At 48.8% G+C, this 26376-nt stretch carries 24 protein-coding genes; 3 read left to right on the top strand and 21 right to left on the bottom strand.

Translation table 11 applies throughout. From position 1 onward, the window contains the following. Window positions 1-174: 174 nt before the first annotated feature. The 21 genes from GPL15_RS26340 to GPL15_RS26240 all read right to left on the bottom strand — a co-directional run bounded on the left by GPL15_RS26340 (window position 175) and on the right by GPL15_RS26240 (window position 21801). Window positions 175-1239, bottom strand: coding sequence for a D-cysteine desulfhydrase family protein (locus GPL15_RS26340; RefSeq protein WP_215701644.1), 1065 nt, complete (start codon window positions 1237-1239; stop codon window positions 175-177). Between the two features lies 1 nt (window position 1240). Further along, window positions 1241-2587 (bottom strand): cobyrinate a,c-diamide synthase, encoded by a 1347-nt coding sequence (locus GPL15_RS26335; RefSeq protein WP_346345050.1) that lies wholly within the window; start codon window positions 2585-2587, stop codon window positions 1241-1243. Next, window positions 2574-3650 carry a cobalamin biosynthesis protein gene (locus tag GPL15_RS26330; RefSeq protein ID WP_215701643.1) on the bottom strand — a complete coding sequence of 359 codons (1077 nt, stop codon included), beginning with the start codon at window positions 3648-3650 and terminating at the stop codon, window positions 2574-2576. The genes GPL15_RS26335 and GPL15_RS26330 overlap by 14 nt, the downstream gene beginning before the upstream one ends. A 120-nt stretch (window positions 3651-3770) precedes the next feature. Then, window positions 3771-3986, bottom strand: coding sequence for a small, acid-soluble spore protein, alpha/beta type (locus tag GPL15_RS26325; RefSeq protein ID WP_215701642.1), 216 nt, complete (start codon window positions 3984-3986; stop codon window positions 3771-3773). Window positions 3987-4132: 146 nt separating this feature from the next. Further along, the gene (locus GPL15_RS26320) at window positions 4133-4327 is read right to left on the bottom strand and encodes a PspC domain-containing protein (protein ID WP_215701641.1); all 195 of its coding nucleotides are present in this window, start codon (window positions 4325-4327) and stop codon (window positions 4133-4135) included. Window positions 4328-4393: 66 nt separating this feature from the next. Beyond that, window positions 4394-5272: a DUF4097 family beta strand repeat-containing protein gene (locus tag GPL15_RS26315; RefSeq protein WP_215701640.1), complete on the bottom strand. Its 879-nt coding sequence runs from the start codon at window positions 5270-5272 to the stop codon at window positions 4394-4396. A gap of 15 nt (window positions 5273-5287) precedes the next feature. After that, window positions 5288-6016 carry a DUF1700 domain-containing protein gene (locus tag GPL15_RS26310; RefSeq protein ID WP_346345049.1) on the bottom strand — a complete coding sequence of 243 codons (729 nt, stop codon included), beginning with the start codon at window positions 6014-6016 and terminating at the stop codon, window positions 5288-5290. Further along, window positions 6013-6330, bottom strand: a complete 318-nt coding sequence (locus GPL15_RS26305; RefSeq protein ID WP_215701639.1) for a PadR family transcriptional regulator — start codon at window positions 6328-6330, stop codon at window positions 6013-6015. Before GPL15_RS26305 ends, GPL15_RS26310 begins: the two co-directional genes overlap by 4 nt. Before the next feature lie 427 nt (window positions 6331-6757). Beyond that, window positions 6758-7849 carry an InlB B-repeat-containing protein gene (locus GPL15_RS26300; protein ID WP_252198647.1) on the bottom strand — a complete coding sequence of 364 codons (1092 nt, stop codon included), beginning with the start codon at window positions 7847-7849 and terminating at the stop codon, window positions 6758-6760. Window positions 7850-8294: 445 nt separating this feature from the next. Further along, window positions 8295-9425, bottom strand: a complete 1131-nt coding sequence (rpsA, locus tag GPL15_RS26295; protein ID WP_215701637.1) for a 30S ribosomal protein S1 — start codon at window positions 9423-9425, stop codon at window positions 8295-8297. Then, complete coding sequence (ispH, locus tag GPL15_RS26290; protein WP_215701636.1) at window positions 9406-10257, bottom strand: 4-hydroxy-3-methylbut-2-enyl diphosphate reductase; 852 nt, start codon at window positions 10255-10257, stop codon at window positions 9406-9408. The genes rpsA and ispH overlap by 20 nt, the downstream gene beginning before the upstream one ends. Beyond that, window positions 10248-10940 (bottom strand): (d)CMP kinase, encoded by a 693-nt coding sequence (gene cmk, locus GPL15_RS26285; protein WP_215701677.1) that lies wholly within the window; start codon window positions 10938-10940, stop codon window positions 10248-10250. The genes ispH and cmk overlap by 10 nt, the downstream gene beginning before the upstream one ends. Window positions 10941-10981: 41 nt before the next feature. Then, window positions 10982-12217, bottom strand: coding sequence for an NAD(P)/FAD-dependent oxidoreductase (locus GPL15_RS26280; protein WP_215701635.1), 1236 nt, complete (start codon window positions 12215-12217; stop codon window positions 10982-10984). Between the two features lies 1 nt (window position 12218). Beyond that, entirely contained in the window at window positions 12219-12587 is a 369-nt protein-coding gene (locus GPL15_RS26275; protein ID WP_215701634.1) for a VOC family protein, read from the bottom strand. 116 nt (window positions 12588-12703) lie between these two features. Continuing rightward, complete coding sequence (locus GPL15_RS26270; RefSeq protein ID WP_215701633.1) at window positions 12704-13813, bottom strand: aldo/keto reductase; 1110 nt, start codon at window positions 13811-13813, stop codon at window positions 12704-12706. Between the two features lie 118 nt (window positions 13814-13931). After that, window positions 13932-15254 carry an aspartate kinase gene (locus GPL15_RS26265; RefSeq protein ID WP_215701632.1) on the bottom strand — a complete coding sequence of 441 codons (1323 nt, stop codon included), beginning with the start codon at window positions 15252-15254 and terminating at the stop codon, window positions 13932-13934. Window positions 15255-15491: 237 nt separating this feature from the next. Next, on the bottom strand, window positions 15492-16253 hold the full coding sequence (locus GPL15_RS26260; protein ID WP_215701631.1) for a hypothetical protein: 762 nt from the start codon (window positions 16251-16253) through the stop codon (window positions 15492-15494). Continuing rightward, window positions 16250-18112, bottom strand: a complete 1863-nt coding sequence (locus GPL15_RS26255; RefSeq protein ID WP_215701630.1) for an AAA family ATPase — start codon at window positions 18110-18112, stop codon at window positions 16250-16252. The genes GPL15_RS26260 and GPL15_RS26255 overlap by 4 nt, the downstream gene beginning before the upstream one ends. A 27-nt stretch (window positions 18113-18139) precedes the next feature. Beyond that, a complete protein-coding gene (locus tag GPL15_RS26250; RefSeq protein ID WP_215701629.1) occupies window positions 18140-18994 on the bottom strand; it encodes a DNA glycosylase in 855 nt (284 codons plus the stop codon). Window positions 18995-19090: 96 nt separating this feature from the next. Beyond that, entirely contained in the window at window positions 19091-21175 is a 2085-nt protein-coding gene (locus GPL15_RS26245; RefSeq protein ID WP_215701628.1) for a sodium-translocating pyrophosphatase, read from the bottom strand. Window positions 21176-21378: 203 nt separating this feature from the next. Next, window positions 21379-21801, bottom strand: a complete 423-nt coding sequence (locus tag GPL15_RS26240) for a hemerythrin family protein (RefSeq protein ID WP_215701627.1) — start codon at window positions 21799-21801, stop codon at window positions 21379-21381. A 185-nt stretch (window positions 21802-21986) separates the two neighbouring features. On the opposite strand from GPL15_RS26240, the gene GPL15_RS26235 reads away from it, so the two are divergent. The 3 genes from GPL15_RS26235 (at window position 21987) to GPL15_RS26225 (ending at window position 26181) form a co-directional block, all read left to right on the top strand. Beyond that, the gene (locus GPL15_RS26235; protein ID WP_215701626.1) at window positions 21987-23363 is read left to right on the top strand and encodes a citrate transporter; all 1377 of its coding nucleotides are present in this window, start codon (window positions 21987-21989) and stop codon (window positions 23361-23363) included. A gap of 67 nt (window positions 23364-23430) precedes the next feature. Continuing rightward, entirely contained in the window at window positions 23431-25284 is a 1854-nt protein-coding gene (gene asnB, locus GPL15_RS26230; RefSeq protein ID WP_215701625.1) for an asparagine synthase (glutamine-hydrolyzing), read from the top strand. A 63-nt stretch (window positions 25285-25347) separates the two neighbouring features. Further along, window positions 25348-26181 (top strand): undecaprenyl-diphosphate phosphatase, encoded by an 834-nt coding sequence (locus tag GPL15_RS26225; protein WP_215701624.1) that lies wholly within the window; start codon window positions 25348-25350, stop codon window positions 26179-26181. Window positions 26182-26376: the final 195 nt, after the last annotated feature.

Here is a 26376-nt window from a genome sequence, read left to right as displayed (position 1 = left end):
TTACCGTGAATGGGCATCGGACCGTCTTTTTCCATCCCTGGAGCCTTAGTTTCACTTACGGTTGGAAGCTGGTTTTCATCCCCGAAGGATGCCCCTTGGCCCGCCCCATCCAACCATCCCCTCCGTCCCCTCGTCCCGCTTTTCTGCGTAACGTTCACTAATTAACCCCCAATTTTATTCCTCCCCAGCCACTTCCCCCAAAATCTCCTTCTCCGCAAACAAAGCCGTAGCTCCTCCCGTATGCCAGAACATCACATTACTTCCCTGTTCCACCTTTCCGGTGCGGATATAATCAATTAAACCGGCAAAGGCTTTTCCTGTATATACCGGGTCTAAAAACAGGCCTTCTTCCCGGGCCAGCATGCGGATGGCTTCCGTTGCGCCTTGGTTGGGGATTTCATAACCTGGAAGGTAATAATTCAGGTCCGTATGAATATCTTCCTTTTCATCAACCAGACGTTCCGTTCCAATCAGTTTCAGGCTATCATTTGCCAATTCCGCGCATTTGGCCGGATATCCGCTGTTTTTTTCACTCACGTTGACTGAGATGATTTTTGCTGCGGATCCCACAAGTTTTTTACCTGCCGCCAATCCCGCCATGGTCCCGCCTGTTCCGGTCGCATGGAAAATGTAATCCATTTTCAGGTTCATCTGTTCCAGTTGTTCTTCCAGCTCCACAAACCCTTCCACAAATCCCAGAGAACCCGCAGGGCTGGCACCACCCATGGGCACGTCATAGCATTTATGGCCTTCTTTTTCCAGTCTGGCTATGTGCTCCCTGGCCATAACAAAAGAACGCTCCTCCGCATCCGCCTCTGTTTCTCCCTCCAGCATTTCAACAATGTGGATTTCCGCCCCCATAATCCTGTCCAGCAGAAGGTTGGAACGGATATCCTCTTCATCCGGCTTTACAATGGCAACCAGATATATGACCGGATGAAGGCCGTACCTGCGGCAGGCCGTCACAGTCTGCATCGCATGGTTGGACTGGGTCGCACCGTAAGTGAATACATAATCACAGCCCTGTTCCACCGCTTCTCCTATCAAATACTCCAGTTTGCGGATTTTATTCCCCCCGAACAGGCTCATTCCCGTAAAATCATCCCTCTTTATGTATAAATTCACTCCCAGCTTTTCAGACAGGTTCTCCAGTTTATAAAACGGAGTTGGAAAAAAGCCCAATTTTGCTTTTGGCCGTCTGCCCAGCCGTTCCCTCGCTTCTTTACAAGTAACTGCCATATTATGATGTCCCCTTTCTCAATTGATCGATCCATTTTTTAACCATTTCCCGGTTTGACGAGTAATAAAGATGCGGAAATCCCGCTATCATATGTTCACCTTTATGGATGCAATGCCACGTTCTGCCGTTCAGCGGCTTGACCGCCGTCATGCCATCCCCCGGCGAAGTGCTGTCCCAATAATGAAATTCATGCGCCTTTATCCTGCCTGTATTATCAGACAGTTCAATGTATCCGAAACGCGACAGCCGCTTTGTCCTGTATGCGTCTCCATGGATGATGCCAAGCATGGGGTAACAGGCCCCGTCGCTCCCTTCCAGAGTATCATGAAGGTATAAAAAGCCTCCGCACTCTGCCAGCAGAAATATTCCGTTTTCAACAGAAGCACGCATACTTTCCAGCATCCCCTGATTCTCCGACAATTGTTTCGCATAGAGTTCCGGATACCCTCCCCCCAGCAAAACAGCATCCAGGCCATTGGGGAGCGCATGATCCCTCAGGGGGCTGAATTCAATCAGCTCCGCCCCAAGTTCCTGTAAAAGCTTTAAATTTTCCTGGTAATAAAAACAGAAGGCCTCATCCCGGGCCACGCCGATTTTCACCTCAGCCATGGCCGCGCGTTTTCCGCTTGTGTTATCTTTTGGAAGAGGCGGCGCTTCCGATGCAGTCTTTAATAACATATCCAGATCCAGCGTCTCTTCCAGTTCCTTTGCAATCCTGTCAATCCTGTCCCTTAAATCCTCATATTCCTGAGGCATAACAAGCCCCAGATGGCGGCTGTCCAGGTTCATTTCCTCATTGTTTCTGATGTATCCGATTACAGAAACCCCCAGTTTTTCTATCAGGGGCGTCAGCCTGGCTGCCATCTCCTTCGTGGTCCGGTTCAGAATAACTCCTTTGATCCTGGAATCCGGCACATACTCCAAAAAGCCTTTGATTACCGGTATTAGGGACAGGCTGGCCCCTTTCCCGTTCACGATTAAAATGACCGGGGTATCGGTGATTCCAGCTATATCATAGGAGCTGGCGCTGACGCTGGTTCCTGCCAACCCGTCATAATATCCCATCACGCCTTCGATCACAGATAAATCCGCATCTGCCGCCGTATCGGTAAAATGATCTCTTATCTGCTCTTTCGTCAAAAAATAACTGTCCAGATTGGCGCCCGGCACCCCAAGAACATATTTATGAAACATCGGATCAATATAGTCCGGCCCGCATTTAAATGACACGCATTTTATGCGCCTGTTTATCATCGCCTGCAAAAGTCCGCAGGTAATTGTTGTTTTACCGCTCCCGCTCGACACTGCCGCCAGCATAATCCTGGGATAACTTTTAAACTCCTTCACTGGTTCCTCCTTCAAATCTGATCTTCCGCCTGATCAGGCCAAGAGCCATCGTAATCCCTCCGCCTGACCGCTTTCCCGCCAGCAGTTCATTCTGTCCGTCTTCCGCCAAAGCCAGCGCAGCAGCCCGTTCACACACATTGCCGACTCCCGTTGTCTTTTTCACAAACTCAGACTCCTCAAAACTGCCTTGGGCAGCGCTCAGTTCTTCCGCCGTAAAAAAAACCGCTGGAACCCCCATCTGCTCTGCAAATGCCAGCAGACCGGCCTCATCCCGTTTTAAATCGATACTCGCCACAGCAGCAACCGCAGACTTAGAGATGTTCATTTCCTCAAGCAGGCATTTAGCCCGCTCTGCGATTTCCGCTTCTCCGGTTCCTCTCCTGCACCCGATGCCGATAACCACGGATTTGGGAACCAGCAAAAGACCGCCTTCCTCTTTTTGGTCCTTATATGTAACGAGAATCCGGTTCTCCGTCCATTGATCCGCTTCCAGCCCATCGGGAAGCTGGCCCACGGTTTGAAAATCACTAAAAAAACCAACTGGCCTGCCATCCAGAATATCAGCGGAAATCCGTTTGGCCTTGTAGAGATCCGTCAGCAGCAGACCATTTTTCCTGGCAAATTCATCCACCGCAAAGCGGCCGTTTACATCTGTGGCCGTCGTAATAACCGGGACAGCCCCTGTAATTTTGGCGGCCGTCCTCGCCAAATCATTGGCTCCGCCCAAATGGCCGGATAACAGCGATATTGCAAAGGAAGCTCCCGCGTCTATGACCACCACAGCCGGATCTTCAGCCTTGCTCTTTATGTAAGGCGCAGCGGCACGCACCGCAATCCCTGCCGCGCCTATAAAAATCACCCCGTCCGCTGAAAGAAATGCTTCTTTTGTCCATTCCGTCAGCGTGGCGGAAACCTTTTCCAGACCGGCATCCTCATACTCCTGCTTCATATATCTTCCAAGAATAAATCCCCGGCATTCTTCCCCACGACTGCGAAACGCCGTCAGCAGTTTGGCACATAACCCGGCTCCTTGTTCCGTAAAGCTAATGATTTCCAGCTTCATCCTAATCCTCCATGCCGTCTTGCAGACTTTTGCAGCCGGCCAAATGGCTGACAACAGCATTCCGGCCGGCGCTCCTCTCAATTATATGAGATTTTTCATGTACATGCAACTTGTAATCAATTAAACCGATTTTTCCAGTGCCTCTTTTTTCATTTCACGCTTTCTTTTCGTCATAAGACCGCCGATTCTGCCGCTTTCCTTTGCAGTCAGGCTTCTCCAGCCCTCTTTAATCACCTTATCATCAAGCCCCAGCTCTGTTGCGATCTCAAACTTCAATTTATCTTCCGGTTTCATATTTTTCGGGTCAAATGGCTCCTCATTTTTCTTTTTAGTCATAATAAACGGGTATACTCCTTTCATTAAGCGCTGTTTATAATACGCTTCGAATGGAGTATACCCGTTTTTGATCCGCCTATTCAATTTTAACAGGGGATTTCCACTGCAATGGATTTCACACCTGATCGATAAAAGGAACCATATCCTTACTTGTAATCCGGTTCAACAGGGATAATGATGGCGGCTATGAAATAAACCAGGATCCCGGTCCCCGAACAGGCCAGAATCGCCCACACCAGACGGATAATGGTAGCATCTATGTTAAAATACTCTCCAATTCCTCCGCAAACTCCGCATAACATCTTATCTCTCGTTGAACGATATAATTTCTTAGGTTCCATATCTTTTCTCCTTCCGCCGCAAACGGCTTGTTATTCTATAATAGTAAAGGCTTCCAGGCATTGATTCTATGATTCAAAGCCTATAATAATCTCTCCGGCCGAGCATTCCAGTTCTGCCCGTTTGCCTGCGCCGTTATCAACTGTTTTTTCAAACTTCATACCTTCATAAACCGCATCTCCAACCTTCATACTGCCTGCGCGGCACTCCAGATCATAATTATAATCCTCTTCTTTACCGGACAGAAGAAATTCAATCGATCCCGCTTTGCACTCTGCATCAACATTTCCTGACACCTCCGCCCGGCAGTAAACAGAGCCTGCGCTGGTTTCAGCCGACAGCGTGCCCAGTTTCCCATCTGAAATCACCAGTTCCCCTGCCTTAACCTCGATCTCAAGAGAATCCGCATTTATCCTTTCGGCCTCAAAATTCCCACCTTTGATCTCCAAATCCACTTCATGAAATGTATAGTCCGCCGGTATGGTAATGGTCACATTCCCTCTCAGGTCATCGTTTTTAAGATTGACCCATCTGCGGCTCTTATCCATTTTAAGTTTCAATGTGTCATGCTCCAGGTAACATTGGTAAAATGTATCATCTTCCAAATCAACGTAAACCTCTCCGCCCGTGTCATCTTCCACAATTTTGATATTCCCCGCTCCCGCTTCCAGATCGAGATTCCTTACATCTGAAAATGTCATCCTGACGTCCTCAACAGCCACACGGGTAACCTCTTCATGCCGTATGCCCAGTTCATCCATCTTCTCATCCAAACCGTCCAGCCCGTGATCCACCGCATCCAGCCAATGGTCACTCCACCAGTAAGACTTTTCATAATTCCCCATCGCCATGGCGCCGCCCATCACTGCCGCTGCTGCCGTAATACCGCCTCCGATAAAAACACAGATAATACCGGTGATCAGACAAACTTTAATCAATTTCTTCATAACTGCCCTCCTTCTCTACCGTTTGATCCCTCTGTGAACCAGTCTGCTGATGCCGTCCGTTACGCTTCTGAACAGGAAAGGAAGAAACTTTCCATAAAACAGGATACATACCACCACGCTTAAAAGTGTGAGGCCGGCCAGCAGAACCGCAATACCTAAAAACAAAAATGCCGCAGCCGGGTTGGAAAACAACAAGATAACCGCTCCAACGCCACAGGCAATTGCCCCTATAAACAGCACCAGGGTGATTACGCCCACTAAAACGATAATCGTCAGGAAGGCGGCGGCCAGCCCTGATACCACTCCCAATATTCCGCCTCCAATCCCCAGCGCCGCGGGAGCCGCCACACAGATCAGCACAATCCACAAAATGACCTTCAGCACCTGGTTCATGCCTGAATGGCTGTTCCTCTCCGGTTTCGTACTGTAATCCTGCGTACTGCTCTGGACTTCCGGCAGGTCATACCGTTGAGTCATTTGGTAGTTAGGATCCCTAAACCGCTCATCCTGATACCCATTCTCTGTAAATTCTCCGCCTTCCTCCAGGTTTCCGGTCAAATCCGAACGGATGATCGCCGCGATTCGCTCCGGACTGCCGAACTCCTTAATCACTGCCTCTTCATTCTCTTCCCCAGCCTCTTCCAAATAATCTCTGTAATAGTCTAAAGCATCCGCCTTATCTTCCTCTGGGATATCCTGAAGCAGATATTCTAATTCCTTCATAAATATCTCTCTGTTCATCATACTGCCTCCTCGAATATTTTGGATATCTTCTGGGAATAGCTTCCCCATTCTCCCTTATAGAGATTCAACTGGACTCTTCCCTTTTCGGTGATCTTATAATATCTGCGGTTTCTCCCATCAATTGCCAAATCGTAAACTTCCAGACATTCTTCCTTCTGCAGACGCCTGAGCACGGGATACAAAGTCGATTCCGACAACTCAATCGCACTGCGGACATCCTGGGTGATCTTATACCCATACGTTCCTTCCCCATCCTTCGATACCACTGCCAGTACAATCGCATCCAGAAGGGCCGCTCCTGTATTGAATACCATATTCATGCTCCTATTCTTATATAATATTATCGTCCACACTATATTATATATCATATAGTATGTTTATACTATACGACATATAATATTATATGTCAATGCAATATTATAAAATTTATAAAAAAATATTTCTATTCACAGCCCTCGTTCATGAGGGGGTGCTTTCTCTGGCAGTCCTCTTTGCAATAACCTTAAATTTGCCCCATTCCCTGTAAACGGCGTTTCTGGCAATCTGTATAACCAGAAACACGCTGGTGTAGCGCTTCTATGTTGATTTTAGAAGTTTAATACAAAAAAACTGCACCATTTGAACGCTGTCGAAGGGTTATGGGATATGGATCGCTCCATCCTCCTTATGCCTTCTCTACCGTCAGATAGTGCAGTCTGAACAAATACCAAAAAACTCAGTATTAACGCCACTTACTCGTTATCATTTGTCGGTCAGATCCTCTGCGGCAGATATAACGGGCTTAGGCGGCGGCAGCCGTCTCCACTGGGCGTAGAGGCAGATATCCCCGGTCACCGGGCCAATGGTCTGCCCCGGACAAAACATTTGTCCCCTTCCGCATGGATCGGTATTCCAACCGGTAAAAGCGCTGCAGGCCCGGCAGGGAGAACTGCAGGAAATCCGGGTACACTGACCTGCCAGGATCCGCTCGGGAGATGGAATGCAGCGGGCAGGCGGGCCTCCGGCGTCGTTGCCACAGTATGTCAGCGTATAGCAGGGCTGTGGCTGGGCGATCCACTGGGCGTAGAGGCTGGCGTCAGAAAAAATAGGACCAAACGCCCCGCCGGGCTGATAGGACGTTCCGCTCCCGTCGGGCAGGGTGTTCCAGCCGGTAAAGAGATAGCCCTCTCGGGTGGGGACCGCGTCAGACAGTGAGATGATCTGGCCTTCCGGCACCTGCTGTGGAAATGGAATCCACTGGGCGGGCGGGCCTCCGGCATCGTTGGCCTCGTAGGTCAGGAGATGGAATGTGGGCGGTATTGCCTCCCACTGGGCATAAAGTGTGAGGTCTGCATAGAGTGGGCCAGCCGTCTGGCCCGGCTGGTAGGCCGTGCCGGAGCCGTCCGGCTGGCTGTTCCAATTCAGGAAGCGGTAGCCAGTCCGTGTGGGGACCGCAGCGGACAGGGAGACCGTCTCACCCTCTGAGACCTCCTGCTGGTCCGGAAGCCCTTCCACGGACGGACCGTTTGGTTCGTAGGTGATGAGGTGGACCGCGGGCGGCGCTGCCTCCCACTGGGCATACAAAGTTAAGTCCGACGTAACGTAGATATCATCTCCGGGTTGATACGCCGTGCCGCCGCCGAAGGGGTCGGTATTCCATCCGGCAAACACATATCCCTCACGGGTGGGCCGTTGTTCGGACAGGGTTTCCCTTTCCCCCACCCGCACTTGTTGAGGCGGTGGGACATTTTCAGCCGGTGGCCCACCCTCGTCGTTGCCGGTGTAGGTCACCACGAATCCCACCTCCTGCCGCGGTTCAAACAGTGTCCTGTCTCCCGTGCTGCCCAAAGGCATTTCGGTCACCTTATCCCCGTCCAATATGATATTTGTCAGGGTTAGCGAGCCGTGATCCCCGATAAAAAACAATGAACCATTATGGCCGCCGGCCCTGGTCAGTGTATAAGGGCCGCCCGCTCCACTTGAAATCATGGCGGCATAGTTGATCCTCTGCGAGGCATCTGTCTTAATATCGGCGGTTACTTCAATATCGGTTTCCTGCGCCGCGATTGCAGCCTGAAGCTCCGCCTGGGTCGATACTTGAATCATAAAAAAATTCACATCCTTTCTGTCTTACATTATATGCGGCATGTACACTGGACGTGAAAGGTTGTATAACAGGGATTCCGGTAACCGTTTCCCATCTTCTTTATATCGCTGTAGTTTAGTCTGGGCCTTCCAACGTTTTACACCGGAAGTAAAAAGAACCCCGCCGCAAACCGGCAGGGTTCATTCATTCATCTTATTCTTCTTCAGAAGCGGCAACTGCATCGATGTCAACATCAGCAACATCGCCGTCATCAACTACAGGAGCTTCAGCAGCCGCCTGTAAAACTTTCATGCTCAGGCTGATTTTTCTGTCTTCTTCATTGAAGTCAACAACCTGTGCTTCGATCTCCTGTCCAACATTTAAAACATCGGAAGGTTTCTCTACATGCTCTCTGGAAATCTGGGATACATGAAGCAGGGCATCCACGCCAGGCTCTAATTCCACGAATGCGCCGAAATCGGTCATACGCGCAACTCTTCCCACAACGATGTTGCCTACCGCATATTTCTCAGCAGCATTAGCCCATGGATTCAGTTCAGGGAACTTCAGGCTCAACGCGATCTTTTCACCGGTAATATCTTTGATTAAAGTCTTAACTTTATCTCCGGCTTTGAAAACTTTCTTAGGGCTTTCTACACGGCCCCAGGACATCTCAGAGATGTGAAGAAGTCCGTCCGCTCCGCCCAGATCGATAAATGCTCCGAAATCGGTAACGTTCTTAACAACGCCTTCAACAGCGTCGCCAATGTGGATTCTTTCGAATAATTCTTTCTGAAGAGCAGCCTTCTTAGCTACCATAAGCTGTTTGCGGTCGCCGATCACTCTTCTTCTCTTAGGATTGAATTCCGTAATTACGAATTCAATGTCTTTTCCTGCATACTTGGACAGATCCTTTTCATAAGTATCGGATACAAGGCTTGCCGGGATGAAGATTCTCGCTTCATCGATTACAACGCTTAAACCTCCGTCAAGCACCTGAGCAACTTTAGCGGTAAGAACTTCCTGGTTGTTGAAAGCTTCTTCCAATTTCTTGTTGCCTCTGTCTGCTGCCAGTCTCTTATAAGATAATGCTACCTGGCCTTCGCCGTCGTTCACTTTAACGACTTTTGCTTCCATCTCTTCGCCAACCTGTACAAGAGTTGTCAAATCAACATTGGGCTCATTGGTATACTCGTTACGAGTGATAATACCATCGGATTTGTAGCCTATATTCAAGACGATTTCATCTTCTTTAACATCGATGACCTTACCAGTGACAACCTCTCCTGTACGTATTGTTTTTAATGATTCTTCTAACATTTGTTCAAAACTTAACTCTGACATTAGTATGAACCTCCTCAATAATATAATTGGGGGTTGAAGCCCCTGCTGTAATACCTACGCTGCGCACAGAAGTTACACTTTCAGGATTTAAATCGCTTAGTGTCTGGATGTAGCAAGTGTTTTTACATTCTTTTTTACAGATGTCGTACAGCTTCTGAGTGTTTGAACTGTTCCTGCCGCCAATTACAATCATGGCGTCCACTTCTGATGCTATACGTTTTGCCTCCACTTGTCTTTCCTGTGTTGCATTGCAAATCGTATTTAAAACAAGTATATCATAACCCTTTTTTGAAATTTTTTCAACTAATTCTTGAAATTTATTGTAATTAAATGTCGTCTGTGACACGATACACAGTTTTTCACCCTCCGGAAAGCCTAAATTATCAACTTGTTCGGGTGTTTCCAGCACAATGGCGGACGATTCCGCCCAGCCTCTGATCCCCTCCACTTCCGGATGATGCTCATTTCCAATAATGATAACCCTGCGCCCCGCCGCCTTTTGTTCCTGGACTATCTTGTGGATTTTCGTCACGAACGGGCAGGTTGCATCTACAATATCAATATTTTTTGATTTCAAAAGATCATAAATATGTTTTCCAACTCCATGCGAACGGATTACAACGATACAGGATTCCAGTTTTTCAAGCTCTTCTTCCGAGTTTAAAACCTGAACTCCTTTTTCTTCTAAATCTTTTACAACTTCTTCGTTGTGTATAATAGGACCAAAGGTATAGATGGGCTTATCCGCTGTCCGGATCTGCTCATAAACCTTATCCACAGCGCGTTTTACACCAAAACAGAAACCGGCTGTCTTTGCGACGGTTACTTCCATCCGGCCACCCTAAGCCCCCGTGACACGGCCACCTGGATGATGGCGTCGATCACCTGGTCAATGCTCATATCCGATCCATCCACCAGAATCGCGTCAGGCGCCTGTTTGAGCGGCGCGATCTCCCGGTTCATGTCACGCTGGTCCCTTTCTATTATATCTTGCTCAATTTCTTCCAAATTACACACAACACCTTTTTCTGCCAGCTCTTTATACCGTCGCTGTGCCCGGACGCTGCTGCTGGCCGTCAGATAAATCTTGGCGTCCGCGTCAGGGAGCACACAGGTGCCGATATCGCGGCCGTCCATAATCACATTGGACGAAGCCGCCAGATTTCTCTGCAGATCCAGCAGTTTTTCCCTTACCGGCCGGTAAATGCTGGTGGATGAAGCCATATTGCCCACCTCTTCCGTCCGGATCAGGCCGGATACATCTTCACCGTTTAAAATCACCTGCTGGACTCCGTCCTGGTAACGGATGGTCACATCCACATCTTCACAGGCCCGGGCAATCTGCCCTTCGTCCGCCGGATCAATTTCCAGCCTTAAAAAATGCAGGGCCAGGGCACGGTACATGGCCCCTGTGTCCACATAGATAAAACCCAGTTTCCCGGCAACCGCCTTGGCAATTGTGCTTTTTCCGGCTCCAGCCGGGCCGTCAATGGCTATATTAAAATTATTTTTCATCTGCATACCAATGCATCCTCCTTAAACTTCCCGGGCCAAGTCTATTGACAGGCATAGGTGCCCGCAGCCCAGCCGGTTGACCACGCAGCCTGCAGATTAAATCCGCCCGTTACAGCGTCCACATCCAGCACCTCGCCCGCAAAATAAAGGTGTTTTACCAGCCTGGACTCCAGGGTTTTCGGATTAATCTCCTTAACTGCAACCCCTCCCTGGGTGATAATGGCCTCCTTATAGTCTCTGAGGCCGGTGAGGGTCAGACGGAAATGTTTTGTCACGTCAATCAAATCCTGGCGCTCCTGCCTTGTAACCTCATTCACCTTTTTCTCAGGCGGTATGCCGCTCCGTTCAATCATAACCGGAATCATTTTGGCCGGATAGAGGTGGGCCAGGGCATTCTTAAACCGTTTGTTGATGGCGCCTTCAAACTCCCTCAGGATTCTGGCATCCAGCTGTTCTTCCGTAAGAGCCGGTTTTAAGTCAATGGATAAAACCAGCGGCTCCTTTTTCAGCTCTTTTGCCACATAGCTGCTGGCGCTCAGCAAAACCGGCCCGCTCACTCCGAAATGGGTGAACAGCATCTCTCCGAACTCCCGGTACAGTTCCCTATTCCCCTTAAAAATGGCCGCTTCCACATTCTTCAGCGCAAGCCCCTGTAAGTCCTTCACCACCTGCTCCCTGGTTTCAAATGGCACCAGGGCCGGGGATAAATCCGTGACGGTATGGCCCGCAGACTTGGCAAACCGGTATCCGTCGCCGGTGGAGCCGGTCGTTGGATAGGATAATCCGCCTGTACATACGATAACAGCGTCCGCCCTGACTTTTTCCCGGTTCTTTTTCAGTACAATCCCACGGCAGATCCCATCCTCCACCGTCAATTCCCTGACTTCTTCATGAAGGTGGACCTGTACGTCCAAATCCCTGAGTTTTCCGGAAAAAGCGCTTATAATATCCGACGACTTGTCCGAAACCGGAAAAACCCTGCCGCCCCGTTCGGTCTTTAGAGGACATCCAGCCGCCTCCACCAAATCCATCACATCATAGTTATTAAACCCATAAAAACTGCTGTAAAGGAATTTGGAATTAGTCACCACGCTTTGAAACAAGGTTTCCATATCGCAGGCATTGGTCACATTACAGCGTCCCTTTCCTGTGATATAAATCTTTTTTCCCAATTTTTCGTTTTTCTCATAGATATGCACTTCATGGCCATGACCGGCGGCTGCGATGCCGGCCGCCATACCTGCCGCCCCGCCGCCTATAATTACAACTTTGCCCATATTACTGGGCCTGAATCAGATGAATTGCAAATCCACCGATCTCTCCGTCAAAATAAGCGAACGTACAGGCGCCGTTTCCATCGAATTTCTTGGACGCTTCAATGAATTTCACACCCCGGGCCGCGAAAAACTCCATCGCCTTTTCGCAGTTATTAACAGAAAAGCCGATATGTCCTTTTGTTCCGCGTCCGTTTTGTTTCATGATCTCCACCAGATCACCCGAAAAATAGGAAACCGGCGTTTCTCTCTTAGGAAGTCCCATCAGGGCCGCGAATTCATCCGCCCAGCCGTTTCCTTCCTCCGGGCCTGCCGCATTGATTCCCACATGGGCAACCTTCATATCAAATAATTCCATTGGATTTTCGTTCATAAAATCTCTCCTCTCCCGCCCCAAAGTGCGCTCAAATTTTCAAATGCACTCTGACGGCTTTTTATCTAATTTACACCATTTCGTCAAAAAACACAACGGTAAAGTACCTCGGCAGATCACCCAAACAGCTCTGCAATATCCTTCATCACCCGGCTCACCTCAATATGCTGCGGGCACTCATTTTCACAGCGGCGGCAGGTGCGGCAGGCATCCGCTTTCACTTCCAGCTCATCATATTCCTTTTTCGCTTTATCTTTCCCCCGGACGCCGAAGTTATTATAAATCTTGAAAATTTCCGGTATATTGAGGCCAAAGGGGCACGGCATACAGTATTCACATGCCGTACAGCGCACAAGGGCCATTTTGTCAAAGACCTCTTTCGCTCTTACATAGCAGGCCCTCTCTTCATCCGAAAGCATTCCCACCCGGCTTGCATCCGCATATTTCAGGTTTTCTTCCACCTGTCCAAAGGTGCTCATGCCGCTTAACAGCAGGCTGACCGGCTCCTGATCCCACACAAAATCCAGCGCGTGTTCCACTGCGGTCTTGTCCGCAGAAAATGTTTCCGCCACATGATCCGAAAGCTGGGCAAGGCGTCCCCCTAAAAGAGGTTCCATCACAATCACACCCAGCCCCTTTGAAGCCGCATACTCCAGTCCGGCCTGCCCCGCCTGGTAATCGGTATTGATATAATTATACTGGATCTGGCAGAAATCCCAGGCATCCGTATAATCGATAATCTCTTTGAACAGATCATATTCATCATGGAAAGAAAATCCCATATATTTAATTTTTCCTGCCTTTTTGGCCTCAATCATATGATCAACCAAATGGAACTTTTTCACCTTTTCCTCAAACCGGTCTCTGCTCAAAGCATGGAGCAGGTAAAAGTCTATGGATTCCACATCCAGTTTCTGTAACTGTTCTTCTAAAACCTTTTCGAAATCCCCTTCCTCTTCCACTTTCCAGACCGGAAGCTTATCGGCTAAGTATGTTTTCTCCCGGTATCCGTCCTTTAACGCTTTACCGACAATGATTTCGCTGGTTCCATTCATATATGGATATGCGGTATCCACATAATTAACCCCGTTATCAATTGCATGACGGATCATGCGTATGGATTCCTGTTCATCTGCCGTCCCGTCGGATTGAACCGGCAGGCGCATTGCCCCAAACCCCAATGCGGAAACCTTAACCCCAGTGCTGCCAAACGTGCGATATTGCATACTTTCCTACCTCCTGTATTTTGTTTATTTGCCTGCGCTGCCAAAACCCGCCCCCGCGGACCAGGCGTACACAAACACGAAAAGGCTGCCTTCAGGGCAGCCATATTCTCCTTGTCAATTAAATCTCAGCCGTAATGAAGATATCATAAATGGCTTTAATCGCATCCTCGAAATCAGAATTTTTCACACCGATGATGATGTTCAGTTCACTTGACCCCTGATCGATCATCTTAACATTAACCCTTGCATGGGCGAGCGCTGAAAAAATGCGTCCGGCCGTGCCTCTCGTCGCCCTCATGCCGCGCCCTACGACAGCGATCAGGGCCAGATCCGATTCCAGATCCACAAAATCCGGTTCTACCGCCCGGTGGATTCCCGCGATCACAGACTGCTCAAATTCTACAAATTCATCCTGATGAACGAAAATTGTCATGGTGTCAATGCCTGACGGCATGTGCTCAAAGGAGATGCCGTACCGTTCAAATACCTCCAGCACCTTCCTTCCAAATCCCACTTCCGCATTCATCATCGCTTTTTCAATATTAATGGAACAAAATCCCTTCTTGCCCGCGATTCCCGTTATGGTATAACGCGGTTTCCGGCAGGTGCTTTCCACAATCAGGGTTCCCTTATCTTCCGGCTTATTGGTATTGCGGATGTTGATCGGAATGCCCTCTTTTCTCACCGGGAAAATGGCGTCTTCATGCAGAACGCTGGCGCCCATATATGCAAGCTCCCGCAGTTCTCTGTATGTAATCGTTTCGATCACCTCAGGATCTTTAATGATCCTCGGATCGGCTACCAGGAAACCGGACACATCCGTCCAGTTTTCATACATATCCGCATGGATGGCCTTTGCCACAATGGAGCCGGTCACGTCGGAGCCGCCTCTTGAAAAGGTTTTAACCGTTCCGTCATGGAAAACAGAACCGTAAAATCCAGGAATGACCGCATGATCCATGTGTTCCAGCCTCTCCGACAGCTCCTTATTGGTTTCATCTGCCAGGAAGTTTCCGTGTTCGTCGAAGAAAACAACTTCTGCCGCATCCACAAACTCGTATCCGAGGTAGTTTGCCATAACGATGCCGTTTAAATATTCGCCTCGTGAAGCCGCGTAATCCCTGCCTGCTTTCGCGATAAAATTCTCCTCAATCGTTTCAAATTCATGATCCAGATTCAAATTCAGATCCAGCCCGTCAATGATCTCCTGATAGCGGGATTTGATTTTTTCCAATATTTTCTTATAACTTCCGCCTGAAGCCGCCGCATCGTAACAGCGGTAAAGCATATCTGTTACCTTCTCGTCCTTATCATTCCTCTTCCCCGGTGCGGATGGAATCACATATCTTCTGCTTTTATCAGAACGGATAATATCCCCTACTTTTTTAAACTGTCTTGCACTGGCTAATGAACTGCCGCCGAATTTCACAACTTTTTTCATGGCTTCTTTCTCCTCACAGTAAGCGTTCCGGCTAATAAAGAACCGTTTTATCGAAAATAATACTGTAAGAATCAAATAATGTCAATACCTCTCAGAAGATTCTTCTATACCGCTTTTTCATACTGCAGCAGTTCAGACAGTTCTGAACTGTTATGGATCCAGCCCATTAAATTTGCCTGCGTCAAGGGGCTGGATGCCCGCGCCTGCCAAAACCGGCTTTTCGCCGCGGCCGGGCCGTCACACGGCCCTGTCATTGGCCCGGTACAGGATGCTGCGCCCCCTCTTCCCGGCCCTTTCCACAGTCTCTAAGCAGGTCAGCACATTTAAGGCCGTCTGGGCCTGGCGCAGGGTCAGTTTTGCCGATTTGGCATATTCAGCGGACGTAAACTCATGCGGCAGGGATTCCGGCAGAAAATAGCGGTAATCCGGCACAGAGGCGATATACAGCTCATCTTCCAAGTCCACGGGAATCCGGTCATACCGGCTGGATCCCCGCTTTTTATCCCTGCTCCAGCCATTTAACAGACGGTATTCCTCCATGCTGATCAGCATCAGCCTCAGATGGAGGCGTGGATGGCTTAAATACTGTTTGATCTTATATAATTCGTAAAAAACATGGTAATAAGAGCCCTTTTTTGGGGACTTCCTCCGGTCCGTCACCTCCCCAGTCTCTTCATCAATCCAGATCACCCATTTAAGGGATGGGATCGGATAGACTATGGTCACTTCATACGTATCTAAAAACGCGTCCAGCTTTCTTCTCAGCCGGTCAAAACTTCTGGTCTGAATCTCAGTGATCTCCCCTTCAGCCAGAATATCAGCAACGAACCCGCAGCACCTCTGCTCATGGTACTCTTCCCGGGGATCCAGGTAATGTTTGAGCACTGCATGGACCGTCTTTTCCCCCAATGTGCCGATTCCATGCCGTTCCCGTTCTTTCTCTATAATTTTATCACAGGAATTATGAAATAAATCCCTGTCCTCCTGCGTTATGTTCATATGGCCTGGTTCTTCTTCCTGTTATCAAAATATACAAAGCGGTCAACCGCGTCCAGAATATCCGCAAAATCTTCCCGGGGAGCCAGATCGATATACTGCTTCAGGATTTCATTTTCTCTGTCCTTATAGGGGCCGTAAAAAATGTCATACAGATTATGGCCCCGCATATAGATCAAAAACTCCTCCATATGATTTTTCAGATCATCCGGATTCTCCAGGTCTTTCCCCAAAACCTGGATCAGATGCCGGCCGCTTTTCATCCGGTGCAGATATTCCTTCCATTTATCGAATAAAATCCGGTAGAATTCCTCCTCATCCTTTACAATCCCAAGTTTTGCCATAACAGCAGGGTTCAGGAAATAGTTTTCAAATGAGTAGTATTTCAGTATTAAAACATTTCTTCTGGTCACTTTCGGAAGTTTATCCACATCCTCCAAACTGCGGTCGTCGTAATATTTGCAAAGCTGTTTTGCCAATACCTCCGGGTCCTGGCCGTCTCCGTCCCGTATCATCAAAAACTGGTCCCGGAAAGACACCTGGTTCATGTATTTCAAATTGGCATAGGTTTTTATATTGGTACAGCTGTTGGTGGTTATGATGGATACCCGGGCCAAATGCCCCTCTTCATCATAGAGTTCGGAATAATATTTTTCCAGCAAGAGAGGAAGGCGGCTTTTATCCTGTTTCCCCTCCACAATAAATACAAAGCTGACGTTCATAAAATCATTGGCCGCATAGCCCAAGTCATCCAATATGGCGTCAATACTGCTTTTTTCCTTCACAACCGCATAGTACTCCTGATCCAAAACCACCTGCCTGATCTGCCTGCTGTTGAAATTAAACAGGAAATTGGGGGAATAGGTGGTGAATATCACCTGGTTTAACTTGGATAACCGGTACAAAACCTCTCCGGAAATCTTCTGAAGCTGGGGGTGGAGGAAAATCTCCGGATCTTCCACCATGATGATGCTGGGCGTCCGGTTGCCTTCTTCAATATAAGTCTCCAACAGGGACAGCATATAGATGCTTTTCATGCCCTTGCTCATATTATCCACCGTCCCGGCCGATATCCGTTCCCGGTTGAATGAAATCGCCTGTACCTTGAAAAAACGGTCAATATCGCAGTCAATCAGATACTGGATTTCTTCAAATCCCCCGTTTTTATGGAAATTTCTGTTGACCCGCCGGGCAAAATCGTCCAGGTTGAGCTGATATAATTTATATTCCAAAAGCCTGGCCGTCTCAAAGGCATTGAGCTCTTCCGGCTTTTTCTGGTTGATCAGACCAATGCATTGGAAACAATGGCTGCATTTTTTATTAGGCGTAAACATGCAGCGGTTGGAACGCATCTGCTTTAAAAGCTCATCTTCCTGGAACATCAAAAGAGCTTCCTGAAGCTGGCTCACCTCTCTCTGGGTGTCGATAAAATAGATCTTTGGAAATACCTCCGCCACATAGCGGTTATTCTTTTCAAACCCATCGTAGTACCGAATGGTGCCCTGTTGGTTCACCACATATTTAAACTCCAGCATATGATCGTGGAAAGAGGGCAGTTTCTTCTGAAAATCCCTTTTCCAGGCGTCATAACGCTTATATTGGCTCACCACTCCATTTTTATGAAGCATCATAAGATCCTCTTCCAGGATCTCCAGACGGGCTTTAATCTCTATATTCTGCAGTTTTTCATTAAAATCATCAATGGTGATCTCATAATCTCCGGACAAAGCGCGCACCGCATTTAACACTGCCGTCTTTCCGGTATTGTTCTTGCCTACCAGAATCAGCGCGTCTTCAATTTCCGTTATCTTCATATCCCGTATGGTGTTAAAATTCTTAATATGTAAATCCGCCAGGCGCATAGGCAACTCCTTTCAGCTACCAGTATATCACATTTTCCCTTCTAAATCATAATAAAACATATACTGCTGAATTATGCCTAAAACGCCCCGGTAATTCTCATACGGAAATCCGCCGGGATAAAAACGGTTCAGAATCTTTTTTATGTGGGTATCTACCGGAAATGCATCCACATGGTGCAGGCCGAACAGGCAGATGCAGTCGGCCACCTTCTTCCCGATTCCATATTGGGCGGTCAGCATCTGATGGGCGTCTTCATACCCCGCCGCCTTGAGGGCATCCAGATTTAAATCCCCTTTTACCACGCTCTCCGCCATTTTCAGGATGTATTTATCCCGGTATCCAAGGCCCATATTCCCCAAGCGTTCCATTCCCGCTTCCAAAATCTCCTCTGGCCGGGGGAATGCATTATATACGCCGCCGCTGTCTGTACTACAGCGTTTCCCCAGTTGGCTGCTCAGGATTTCCACGCTGTTTCTGATCCTGGAGACGTTGTTATTCTGGGAAATTAAAAAAGTGATGATCATCTCCCACAGATCCTGCCGCAGAATACGGATTCCCCAGCCATATTCCACGGCTCTCAGGAGATATTCATCCTTTTTATCTATTCCGGCTTTTATTTTACCATAGTCAGTCTGCAGATCCAGATACGGATGCCAGATGGTTTCAAATTCATCACGGCGGCAGGAGAAAGTAAAATGGTCTTCATTTTGCGTAATCTCTACATAATGGTTGGCGGCTGTGATGGTGTAAATGGATTTAACCGGTGTTTCTGTTTTCTGGTCTGTTTCTGATTTCTGGTCTGTTTTTATTTTCATTCGAAAGCATTGGCCGGAATTCATTATTTGGTTTAAATTCAGGTCATTTAATTTAATTTTGTACATGTTGTCCTCGCATTTGTCCTTATATTCAGTTAATTTTACATCAAGCGTGAAGGCATTTTCGAAAATGCCTTCACGCTTGACTTTACACGCTTGGCTTTACAGCAGGTGCACCGCCACAACCAGCCCCGCAAACACAATGGATACCATAGAAGTCAGCTTTATCAGTATATTAATGGACGGTCCTGACGTATCCTTAAACGGATCCCCTACCGTATCTCCCACTACCGCCGCTTTATGCTCTTCACTGCCCTTTCCTCCATATTCTCCGCTCTCAATGTATTTCTTCGCGTTATCCCAGGCCCCGCCTGCGTTGGCCATCATGACAGCCAGCACAAATCCGGTCACCGTATTGCCGGCCAGAAGCCCGGCCACGCCATTGACTCCCAAAAGCAGTCCAACGGCAACCGGCACAATCACCGCCACCAGCGCCGGGGCCAGCATCAGTTTCTGGGCCGATTTGGTACACATATCCACACAGGAGGCATAATCAGGTTCCGCCTTTCCTTCCAGCAGCCCTGTGATCTCCTTAAACTGGCGGCGCACTTCCAGAACAATGGACTGGGCCGCTTTTCCCACCGCCTCCATGGTGAGGGAGGCAAACAAAAACGGCAGCATGCCGCCGATGAACAGGCCGATTAACACAGTGGGATTGGTTATGGACAGATCCAGGTCAATTCCCGGACTGAGCTGTTTTACTTTATCGATGTAGGATGCGATTAATGCCAGGGCGGTCAGAGCCGCCGAACCGATGGCAAACCCCTTCCCCGTAGCCGCTGTCGTATTGCCCAGGGAATCGAGGGCATCCGTTCTGTTTCTCACCTCCGGCGGCATATGGGCCATCTCCGCTATCCCTCCGGCATTGTCCGCAACCGGACCATATGCGTCGGTGGCCAGGGTGATTCCCAGAGTGGACAGCATGCCTACCGCCGACACGCCCACGCCGTAAAGGCCGATGTTGAAATTCTCCGCCCCGCCTGAACAATAATAGCTGACCAGCACCGACGCGCTCACGATGATGACAGGGATTACGGTAGAAAGCATTCCCAGGGACAGTCCGCTGATGATCACAGTGCCCGCCCCGGTTTCACTGGAGGCGGCCAATTTCTTTGTAGGTTTATAAGAAGCGGATGTGAAATATTCCGTCACTTCCCCGATTGCAACTCCTGCTGCCAGCCCCGACAGCACCGCGATATAAATTCCCCGGTATCCGGGAAGAAGGTAATGGATGATGGCATAAGCGCCGATCACAATCAGGACCGCGCTGATATGGGTTCCAAGGCGCAGGGTTTTTAAAAGGCTTTTCTGGGTCCCATTCTCATCTGTCTTAACAAACAGAGTTCCGGCCATGGAGGCGGCTACGCCAAAGGCAGCCAAAAGCATGGGAACCGCAACCCCTTTCATTCCAAATCCGGCCGCCACCGCAAGAGCGGAGGTGGAAACGATGGAGCCCACATAAGATTCGTAAAGATCGGCCCCCATTCCAGCCACATCCCCGACGTTGTCTCCCACGTTATCCGCGATCACTGCCGGGTTCCGCGGATCGTCTTCCGGAATGCCGGCTTCCACTTTTCCAACCAGGTCGGCGCCCACATCCGCCGCCTTGGTAAAAATACCGCCTCCCACACGGGCAAACAATGCCATGCTGGAGGCTCCCATACCAAAGGTAAGCATATTCGCCGTAATCTGCCCGATCCGCTCCGCCTCCGGCAGTGAGCGGAAAACCGTATCCAATATAAAATACCAGATGGTCAGATCCAAAAGCCCCAAACCAACCACGGTAAACCCCATAACAGAACCGGCTGAAAATGCCGCTTTAAGCCCTTGGTTCAAGCTGTGAGAGGCGCCTTCAGCCGTCCGGCAGTTAGCCATAGTCGCGGTTTTCATTCCGATAAAGCCAGACAGGCCTGAGAAAAAACCTCCTGTCAGAAAGGCAAAGGGTGTAAAAAAGCTTAAAAAACCGCCGGCAGCCATGCAGAGCAGTATCACAAACACGACGGCAAAGAATATGCCCACTCCCAGATACTGCCGTCTTAAATAGGCGCCGGCCCCCTTTCTCACCGCAGTGGAGATTTTAATCATCTCAGCGTTGCCTTCCGGCTGATGTTTCACCCGGATGAACATGCAGGCAGCGTAGATCAGAGCGGCAAATGAACCAGTTGCTACAACATACATAACATTCATGGAATCCCCCTCCTCTTACTACCATTAAAATGAGAATATTTTTACTTCTAATTATATTATATTCCTTTGTATAGTCATTTTCAATAAAACTAATAAATTAACTGATTTTATTTTTCTGAAAATAAGCCCTTCCATCGTTTGAAAATGCGGATTTTCAGACCGTAAAAAGGAGCGCCGACACCGTCGGCACTCCCCCCTCTTCCTTATAACCGGTCATTATTGTCCCGCATATATTTATACTCCGCTACGGAACGGTCAAATCCCTGGATATGGCTGTACAGCCACTCCAAGACCTTCTTATTCACCTGCTCTACAAACGCGTCCGTAGGGCCCTCCTGTTCTTCCAGCATCTCATAGAGTTCCTGTACTGAACGGCGCAGCTCTTCATGCTTTTTTAAGTGCTCCGCCATACCCGGATAGCCGATTTCCTTTTGAAGCTTCTCCTCTTCTCCAAAATGAAATTCCGTGTACTCCGCCAGATGATCCAGCATCTTAACGGAATCCACCTTATCCGGCTTATTCTCCGCCTTAACCAGCAGGTTGTTGATCCTTCCGATCAGCTCTTTATGCTGGGAATCTATCATATCATTCCCCGTAATTAATGAATCATCAAAACTCGCATACATTCTGCATTCCCCTTTCTTTTGCTTCCCATTTTCTTAATAGAATTCTACCATAACCGCGGCTTTTTTTCTGTGATATATGCAACATTATAGCCATTTTCCACAAAAAATACCATTATTTTTACAAACAAAATCCAAACCATGTCATATATATAAACTATATTCTTTCCAATACAGGAGTGACCGCCATGCTTGAAACCGCAACTGTGCTTACCCCGCTGCACTATATTTATCTCATTGGCGTTATTGTCATATTAGCAGTTATGATCTGCCGTAAAGATACCCCGTTAGTCTGTATCGCGTTTTTATTTTTATTAGGGCTCACAGGTCTTGGAACCATTACAGGAGCCATTCAGGTGATATTCAATTCTATTCTCTATGCAGCGATTCAATTCATGGAAATCATCGCCACCATCGCGCTGGTTACCGCCCTGTCCAAATGCCTGGCCGATTTAGGGAGCGACTATCTCCTGATGCGGCCCATGTCTAAAATCATGAGTTCGCCCTCTGTCACCTGGTGGATTCTGGGAATCACCATGCTTTTGTTTTCCCTGTTTTTATGGCCTTCCCCATCCGTTGCGCTGGTAGGGGCAATCATGCTGCCCTTCGCTGTAAAAGCCGGGTTGAAACCGCTGGCCGCAGCTATGGCCATGAATCTGTTCGGACACGGAATCGCCCTCAGCTATGATTTTGTTATACAAGGGGCTCCGGCCATTTCCGCCGGCGCCGCAGGCATCACCACCGGCAGCATCCTTTCTGAAGGAAGGCCGCTTTTTCTGGTTATGGGAGCCGCTACTGTGGCTTCTGCTTTTTTTCTCAACAGAAATTCCATGAGCCAGCGCCCTGATGTGATGGCCCTGTCGGAAAATGAAGTAAAACGGGATACGGCTCCCACAAAAGCGGCTGTTATTTTAGCGGTCCTCACGCCCGCCGCATTTATTGCCGATATCATTTTCATGCTGATCCTGGACTTAAAGGGGGGAGACGCAACCAGCATCGTGTCGGGAACCGCTGTTCTCCTGATGTGCGCCGGAGCCATTTTAGCATTCCGGAAACAGGCACTGGAAAAAGTTACCGGCTATGTTACGGACGGTTTCCTCTTCGCAATCCGCATCTTTGCGCCTGTCATCATCATCGGAGCCTTTTTCTTCCTGGGCGGAGAAGGGATCACCACGATTATGGGCGGAGAGTTCAAAAGCGGAATCATGAACGACTGGGCCATATGGCTTGCCAACAACGCTCCGTTAAATAAATATATGACTGCCTTCATACAAATGATTGTAGGCGGTCTTACAGGACTTGACGGCTCCGGCTTTTCCGGCCTGCCTCTTACCGGCGCCCTGGCCCATACCTTTGGTTCTGCCATGAACGTATCCGTTCCTGTTTTAGCGGCCCTCGGACAGATTACGGCCATCTTCGTGGGCGGCGGGACCATCGTTCCATGGGGCCTGATCCCGGTAGCTGCCATTTGTAATGTCAATCCTCTGGATCTGGCGCGGAAAAACCTGCTGCCGGTCATGATTGGCTTTGCCTGTACGTTTTTAACTGCCTGTTTCTTATTATAAAAATTCCCGCGGCTTATAAGCTTACGGGAAGCACGACGCCGCATCACGGCGGGAACGGAGGTATTATATGTGTGGAATCGGAGGTTTTTACCACCCACATACCGATTATGATAAACACCCGGAATACTACAGGACGATACTCGAAAATATGAACAAGGTCCAGAGGCACAGAGGGCCGGACGACAGCGGGACCAGCCTGACTTCCCACTTCGGCCTGAGCCACGCCAGGCTTTCCGTCATTGACCTTACCACTGGCCACCAGCCCATATTTAAGCGGGCCGGGGACTATCTCTACGGCATTGTATACAACGGTGAATTGTATAATATGGCGGAACTGAAACACGATCTCATGGAAAAAGGATGGCATTTCACCACTTCCAGCGATACGGAAGTGGTCATAACCGGTTTCATCGAATACGGGCCTAACTTTGTGAAACGGATGAACGGCATATTCGCATTTGCGGTCACAGATCCGGTTCACCAGTCCTTGTATCTGTTCAGGGACCGGAGCGGCGTAAAACCGCTTTTCTATGCCCAAAGAGGTGAGGAAACCATATTCGCTTCGGAGCTGAAAGGGCTGTTCGCCCACCCTGACATAAAGCCTGTCATTGATTCAAACGGGCTCAATGAGATATTCAGCATCGGGCCTGCCAAAACCTATGGCTGCGGCGTCTTTCAAGGCATTGATGAGCTGCTGCCCGGATATTATCTTCTCTGCACCCCTGAGGGCAGCCATCTGACCCGCTATTGGCAGTTAAGCAGCCATCCCCACGAAGACAGCCTTGATACCACAATCGAAAAAACCGGTTCCCTGGTTTATGACGCAGTAAAGAGGCAGATGGTTTCTGATGTGCCCATCTGTACGTTCCTGTCCGGCGGCGTGGATTCCAGCCTGGTATCCGCCATCTGCGCCAAAGAGCTGAAAAAGCAGGGCAGACAGCTTAACACCTTTTCCTTTGATTTTACAGATAATGACAAGAATTTCAAAGCCAGCTCCTTCCAGCCGTCCCAGGACCGGCCCTACGTGGATAAAATGGTGGCATTTCTGGGCTCCAATCACAAATACCTGGAATGCCAAAGCGAAACCCAGGCCGATCTCTTATATGATTCCGTGAAAGCCCATGACCTGCCTTCCATGGCCGATGTGGATTCCTCCATGCTCTACTTCTGCTCTCTCGTAAAAAACTACAACAAAGTAGCTCTGACCGGAGAATGCGCGGACGAAATCTTCGGCGGCTATCCCTGGTTCCATAAAAAGGAATGTTTTGAAGCGGATACATTTCCATGGACCATGGATTTAAATGCCCGAAAAGCCCTGTTAAATGACGATTTTCTCGATTATCTCCGGATGGATGATTACGTGGCGGCCGCCTATGCCAAATCCAAAGCTGAAACGCCTTTATGCGCGGATGACACCCCAGAAGAGGCCCGGAGGCGTGAGATTTCCTATCTGAATCTGAAATGGTTCATGCAGACTCTGCTCACCCGCATGGACCGCGCCAGCATGTACTCCGGCCTGGAAGCCAGAGTGCCATTTGCAGACCACCGGATCATCGAATATATCTGGAATGTGCCGTGGGATATGAAGACCAGGGACGGCGTAGTCAAATATCTGCTCCGGGAATCGGGAAGGGGCCTTCTGCCGGACGAAATCCTGTTCCGCAAAAAATCGCCTTATCCGAAAACCTACGACCGCAATTACGAAGCCCTTCTGGTACGCAGAATAAAAGAAATGATGCACGATGGAACTTCACCTGTCATGCAGTTTTTAAGCAAACGGAAAATCCAGGAATTTTTAAATTCCCCGTCGGATTACGGAAAACCCTGGTATGGCCAGTTGATGGCAGGCCCGCAGATGCTTGCCTATATACTCCAGGTGAATTACTGGCTGAAAGAATATAAGATTGATGTGAAATATTAGGATTTCAGGTAAATAATCCCCCCGGACGCCGCATAAACTGATAGCTAAAAGGGGGATTTCATTATGACATTAGATTTTGCAGAAGCACTGAAAGTGATATTTCTTGGAATTGTAGAAGGAGTTACCGAATGGCTGCCCATCAGCAGTACCGGACACATGCTTTTAGTGGACGAATTCATTCACTTAAACATGAGCGCCTCCTTCAAGGAAATGTTTTTCGTATTCATCCAGTTGGGTGCGATTCTGGCAGTTGTGGCGCTGTTTTGGGATAAAATGTTTCCCTTTCAATTCCGGGATAAAAACCAGCCCATCATAAATGAGGAGATTTTTTCCCTTTGGTTTAAAGTCGCCGCTGCCTGTATCCCGGGAGCCGCCGTTACCATTCTATTTGACAGTTATATCGAAGCCCATCTTCATACCCCGGCCGTCATTTCGGCCGCCCTGATTTTTTACGGCGCTGCCTTCATCCTGATCGAGAACTGGAATCAAAACCGGACTGCCTCTGTAAACTCCCTGTCCGGCATCACTTACCGGACCGCCCTGCTGATCGGCCTGTTTCAGGTGCTGTCCATCATTCCGGGGACTTCCCGGTCGGGAGCTACAATTATCGGCGCCCTTTTAATCGGGGTTTCCAGAACCGCAGCCGCGGAGTTCACCTTTTTCCTGGCCGTACCGGTCATGTTCGGACTGAGCTTCATCAAACTGGTCAAATTCGGCCTCGCCTTTACCAGCGCCGAACTCCTGACCCTGGCCCTGGGCATGGCGGTCGCCTATGCAGTATCCATCCTGGTCATAAAATTCCTGATGGCATACATCCAAAAACACAACTTCAAAGTCTTCGGCTGGTACCGCATCTTACTGGGCATAATCGTCCTGTTTTATTTCACCTTTTTATAAAGCCTTATCATCTGCCCCATCAAAAAATCATTTATAAAATGGTACCCTCTCAAAGAAAGAATCCCGCTCGCGGGATTCTCCGCCTGCGGCGGGCCGCTGAAACGGCACTATTCCTTACCGCCGCATTATATGAAATATACATTGCATTTTCATAGCCGTCAAATCTGGCACAGGAGTTATTTATCCGTCAGGAAC

The sequence above is a fragment of the Clostridium sp. MCC353 genome, assembly GCF_018785315.1.
GTDB lineage: Bacteria > Bacillota > Clostridia > Lachnospirales > Lachnospiraceae > CHH4-2.
This window is presented reverse-complemented; position numbering and strand designations above follow the sequence as displayed.

Excerpts from the sequence above, each read along its gene's own strand:
- GPL15_RS26305 (WP_215701639.1), bottom strand. The coding sequence starts at position 6,330 with ATGGTATTCAATACAGGAGCGGCCCTTCTGGATGCGATTGTACTGGCA.
- GPL15_RS26280 (WP_215701635.1), bottom strand. The coding sequence starts at position 12,217 with ATGGGCAAAGTTGTAATTATAGGCGGCGGGGCGGCAGGTATGGCGGCC.
- GPL15_RS26250 (WP_215701629.1), bottom strand. The coding sequence starts at position 18,994 with ATGTACAAAATTAAATTAAATGACCTGAATTTAAACCAAATAATGAAT.
- cmk (WP_215701677.1), bottom strand. The coding sequence starts at position 10,940 with ATGAAAAATAATTTTAATATAGCCATTGACGGCCCGGCTGGAGCCGGA.
- GPL15_RS26255 (WP_215701630.1), bottom strand. The coding sequence starts at position 18,112 with ATGCGCCTGGCGGATTTACATATTAAGAATTTTAACACCATACGGGAT.
- GPL15_RS26300 (WP_252198647.1), bottom strand. The coding sequence starts at position 7,849 with ATGCCTTTGGGCAGCACGGGAGACAGGACACTGTTTGAACCGCGGCAG.
- GPL15_RS26245 (WP_215701628.1), bottom strand. The coding sequence starts at position 21,175 with ATGAATGTTATGTATGTTGTAGCAACTGGTTCATTTGCCGCTCTGATC.
- GPL15_RS26320 (WP_215701641.1), bottom strand. The coding sequence starts at position 4,327 with ATGGAACCTAAGAAATTATATCGTTCAACGAGAGATAAGATGTTATGC.
- rpsA (WP_215701637.1), bottom strand. The coding sequence starts at position 9,425 with ATGTCAGAGTTAAGTTTTGAACAAATGTTAGAAGAATCATTAAAAACA.
- GPL15_RS26235 (WP_215701626.1), top strand. The coding sequence starts at position 21,987 with ATGCTTGAAACCGCAACTGTGCTTACCCCGCTGCACTATATTTATCTC.
- GPL15_RS26270 (WP_215701633.1), bottom strand. The coding sequence starts at position 13,813 with ATGCAATATCGCACGTTTGGCAGCACTGGGGTTAAGGTTTCCGCATTG.
- GPL15_RS26340 (WP_215701644.1), bottom strand. The coding sequence starts at position 1,239 with ATGGCAGTTACTTGTAAAGAAGCGAGGGAACGGCTGGGCAGACGGCCA.
- GPL15_RS26315 (WP_215701640.1), bottom strand. The coding sequence starts at position 5,272 with ATGAAGAAATTGATTAAAGTTTGTCTGATCACCGGTATTATCTGTGTT.
- GPL15_RS26275 (WP_215701634.1), bottom strand. The coding sequence starts at position 12,587 with ATGAACGAAAATCCAATGGAATTATTTGATATGAAGGTTGCCCATGTG.
- GPL15_RS26240 (WP_215701627.1), bottom strand. The coding sequence starts at position 21,801 with ATGTATGCGAGTTTTGATGATTCATTAATTACGGGGAATGATATGATA.
- asnB (WP_215701625.1), top strand. The coding sequence starts at position 23,431 with ATGTGTGGAATCGGAGGTTTTTACCACCCACATACCGATTATGATAAA.
- GPL15_RS26265 (WP_215701632.1), bottom strand. The coding sequence starts at position 15,254 with ATGAAAAAAGTTGTGAAATTCGGCGGCAGTTCATTAGCCAGTGCAAGA.
- GPL15_RS26325 (WP_215701642.1), bottom strand. The coding sequence starts at position 3,986 with ATGACTAAAAAGAAAAATGAGGAGCCATTTGACCCGAAAAATATGAAA.
- GPL15_RS26330 (WP_215701643.1), bottom strand. The coding sequence starts at position 3,650 with ATGAAGCTGGAAATCATTAGCTTTACGGAACAAGGAGCCGGGTTATGT.
- ispH (WP_215701636.1), bottom strand. The coding sequence starts at position 10,257 with ATGGAAGTAACCGTCGCAAAGACAGCCGGTTTCTGTTTTGGTGTAAAA.
- GPL15_RS26310 (WP_346345049.1), bottom strand. The coding sequence starts at position 6,016 with ATGATGAACAGAGAGATATTTATGAAGGAATTAGAATATCTGCTTCAG.
- GPL15_RS26225 (WP_215701624.1), top strand. The coding sequence starts at position 25,348 with ATGACATTAGATTTTGCAGAAGCACTGAAAGTGATATTTCTTGGAATT.
- GPL15_RS26260 (WP_215701631.1), bottom strand. The coding sequence starts at position 16,253 with ATGAACATAACGCAGGAGGACAGGGATTTATTTCATAATTCCTGTGAT.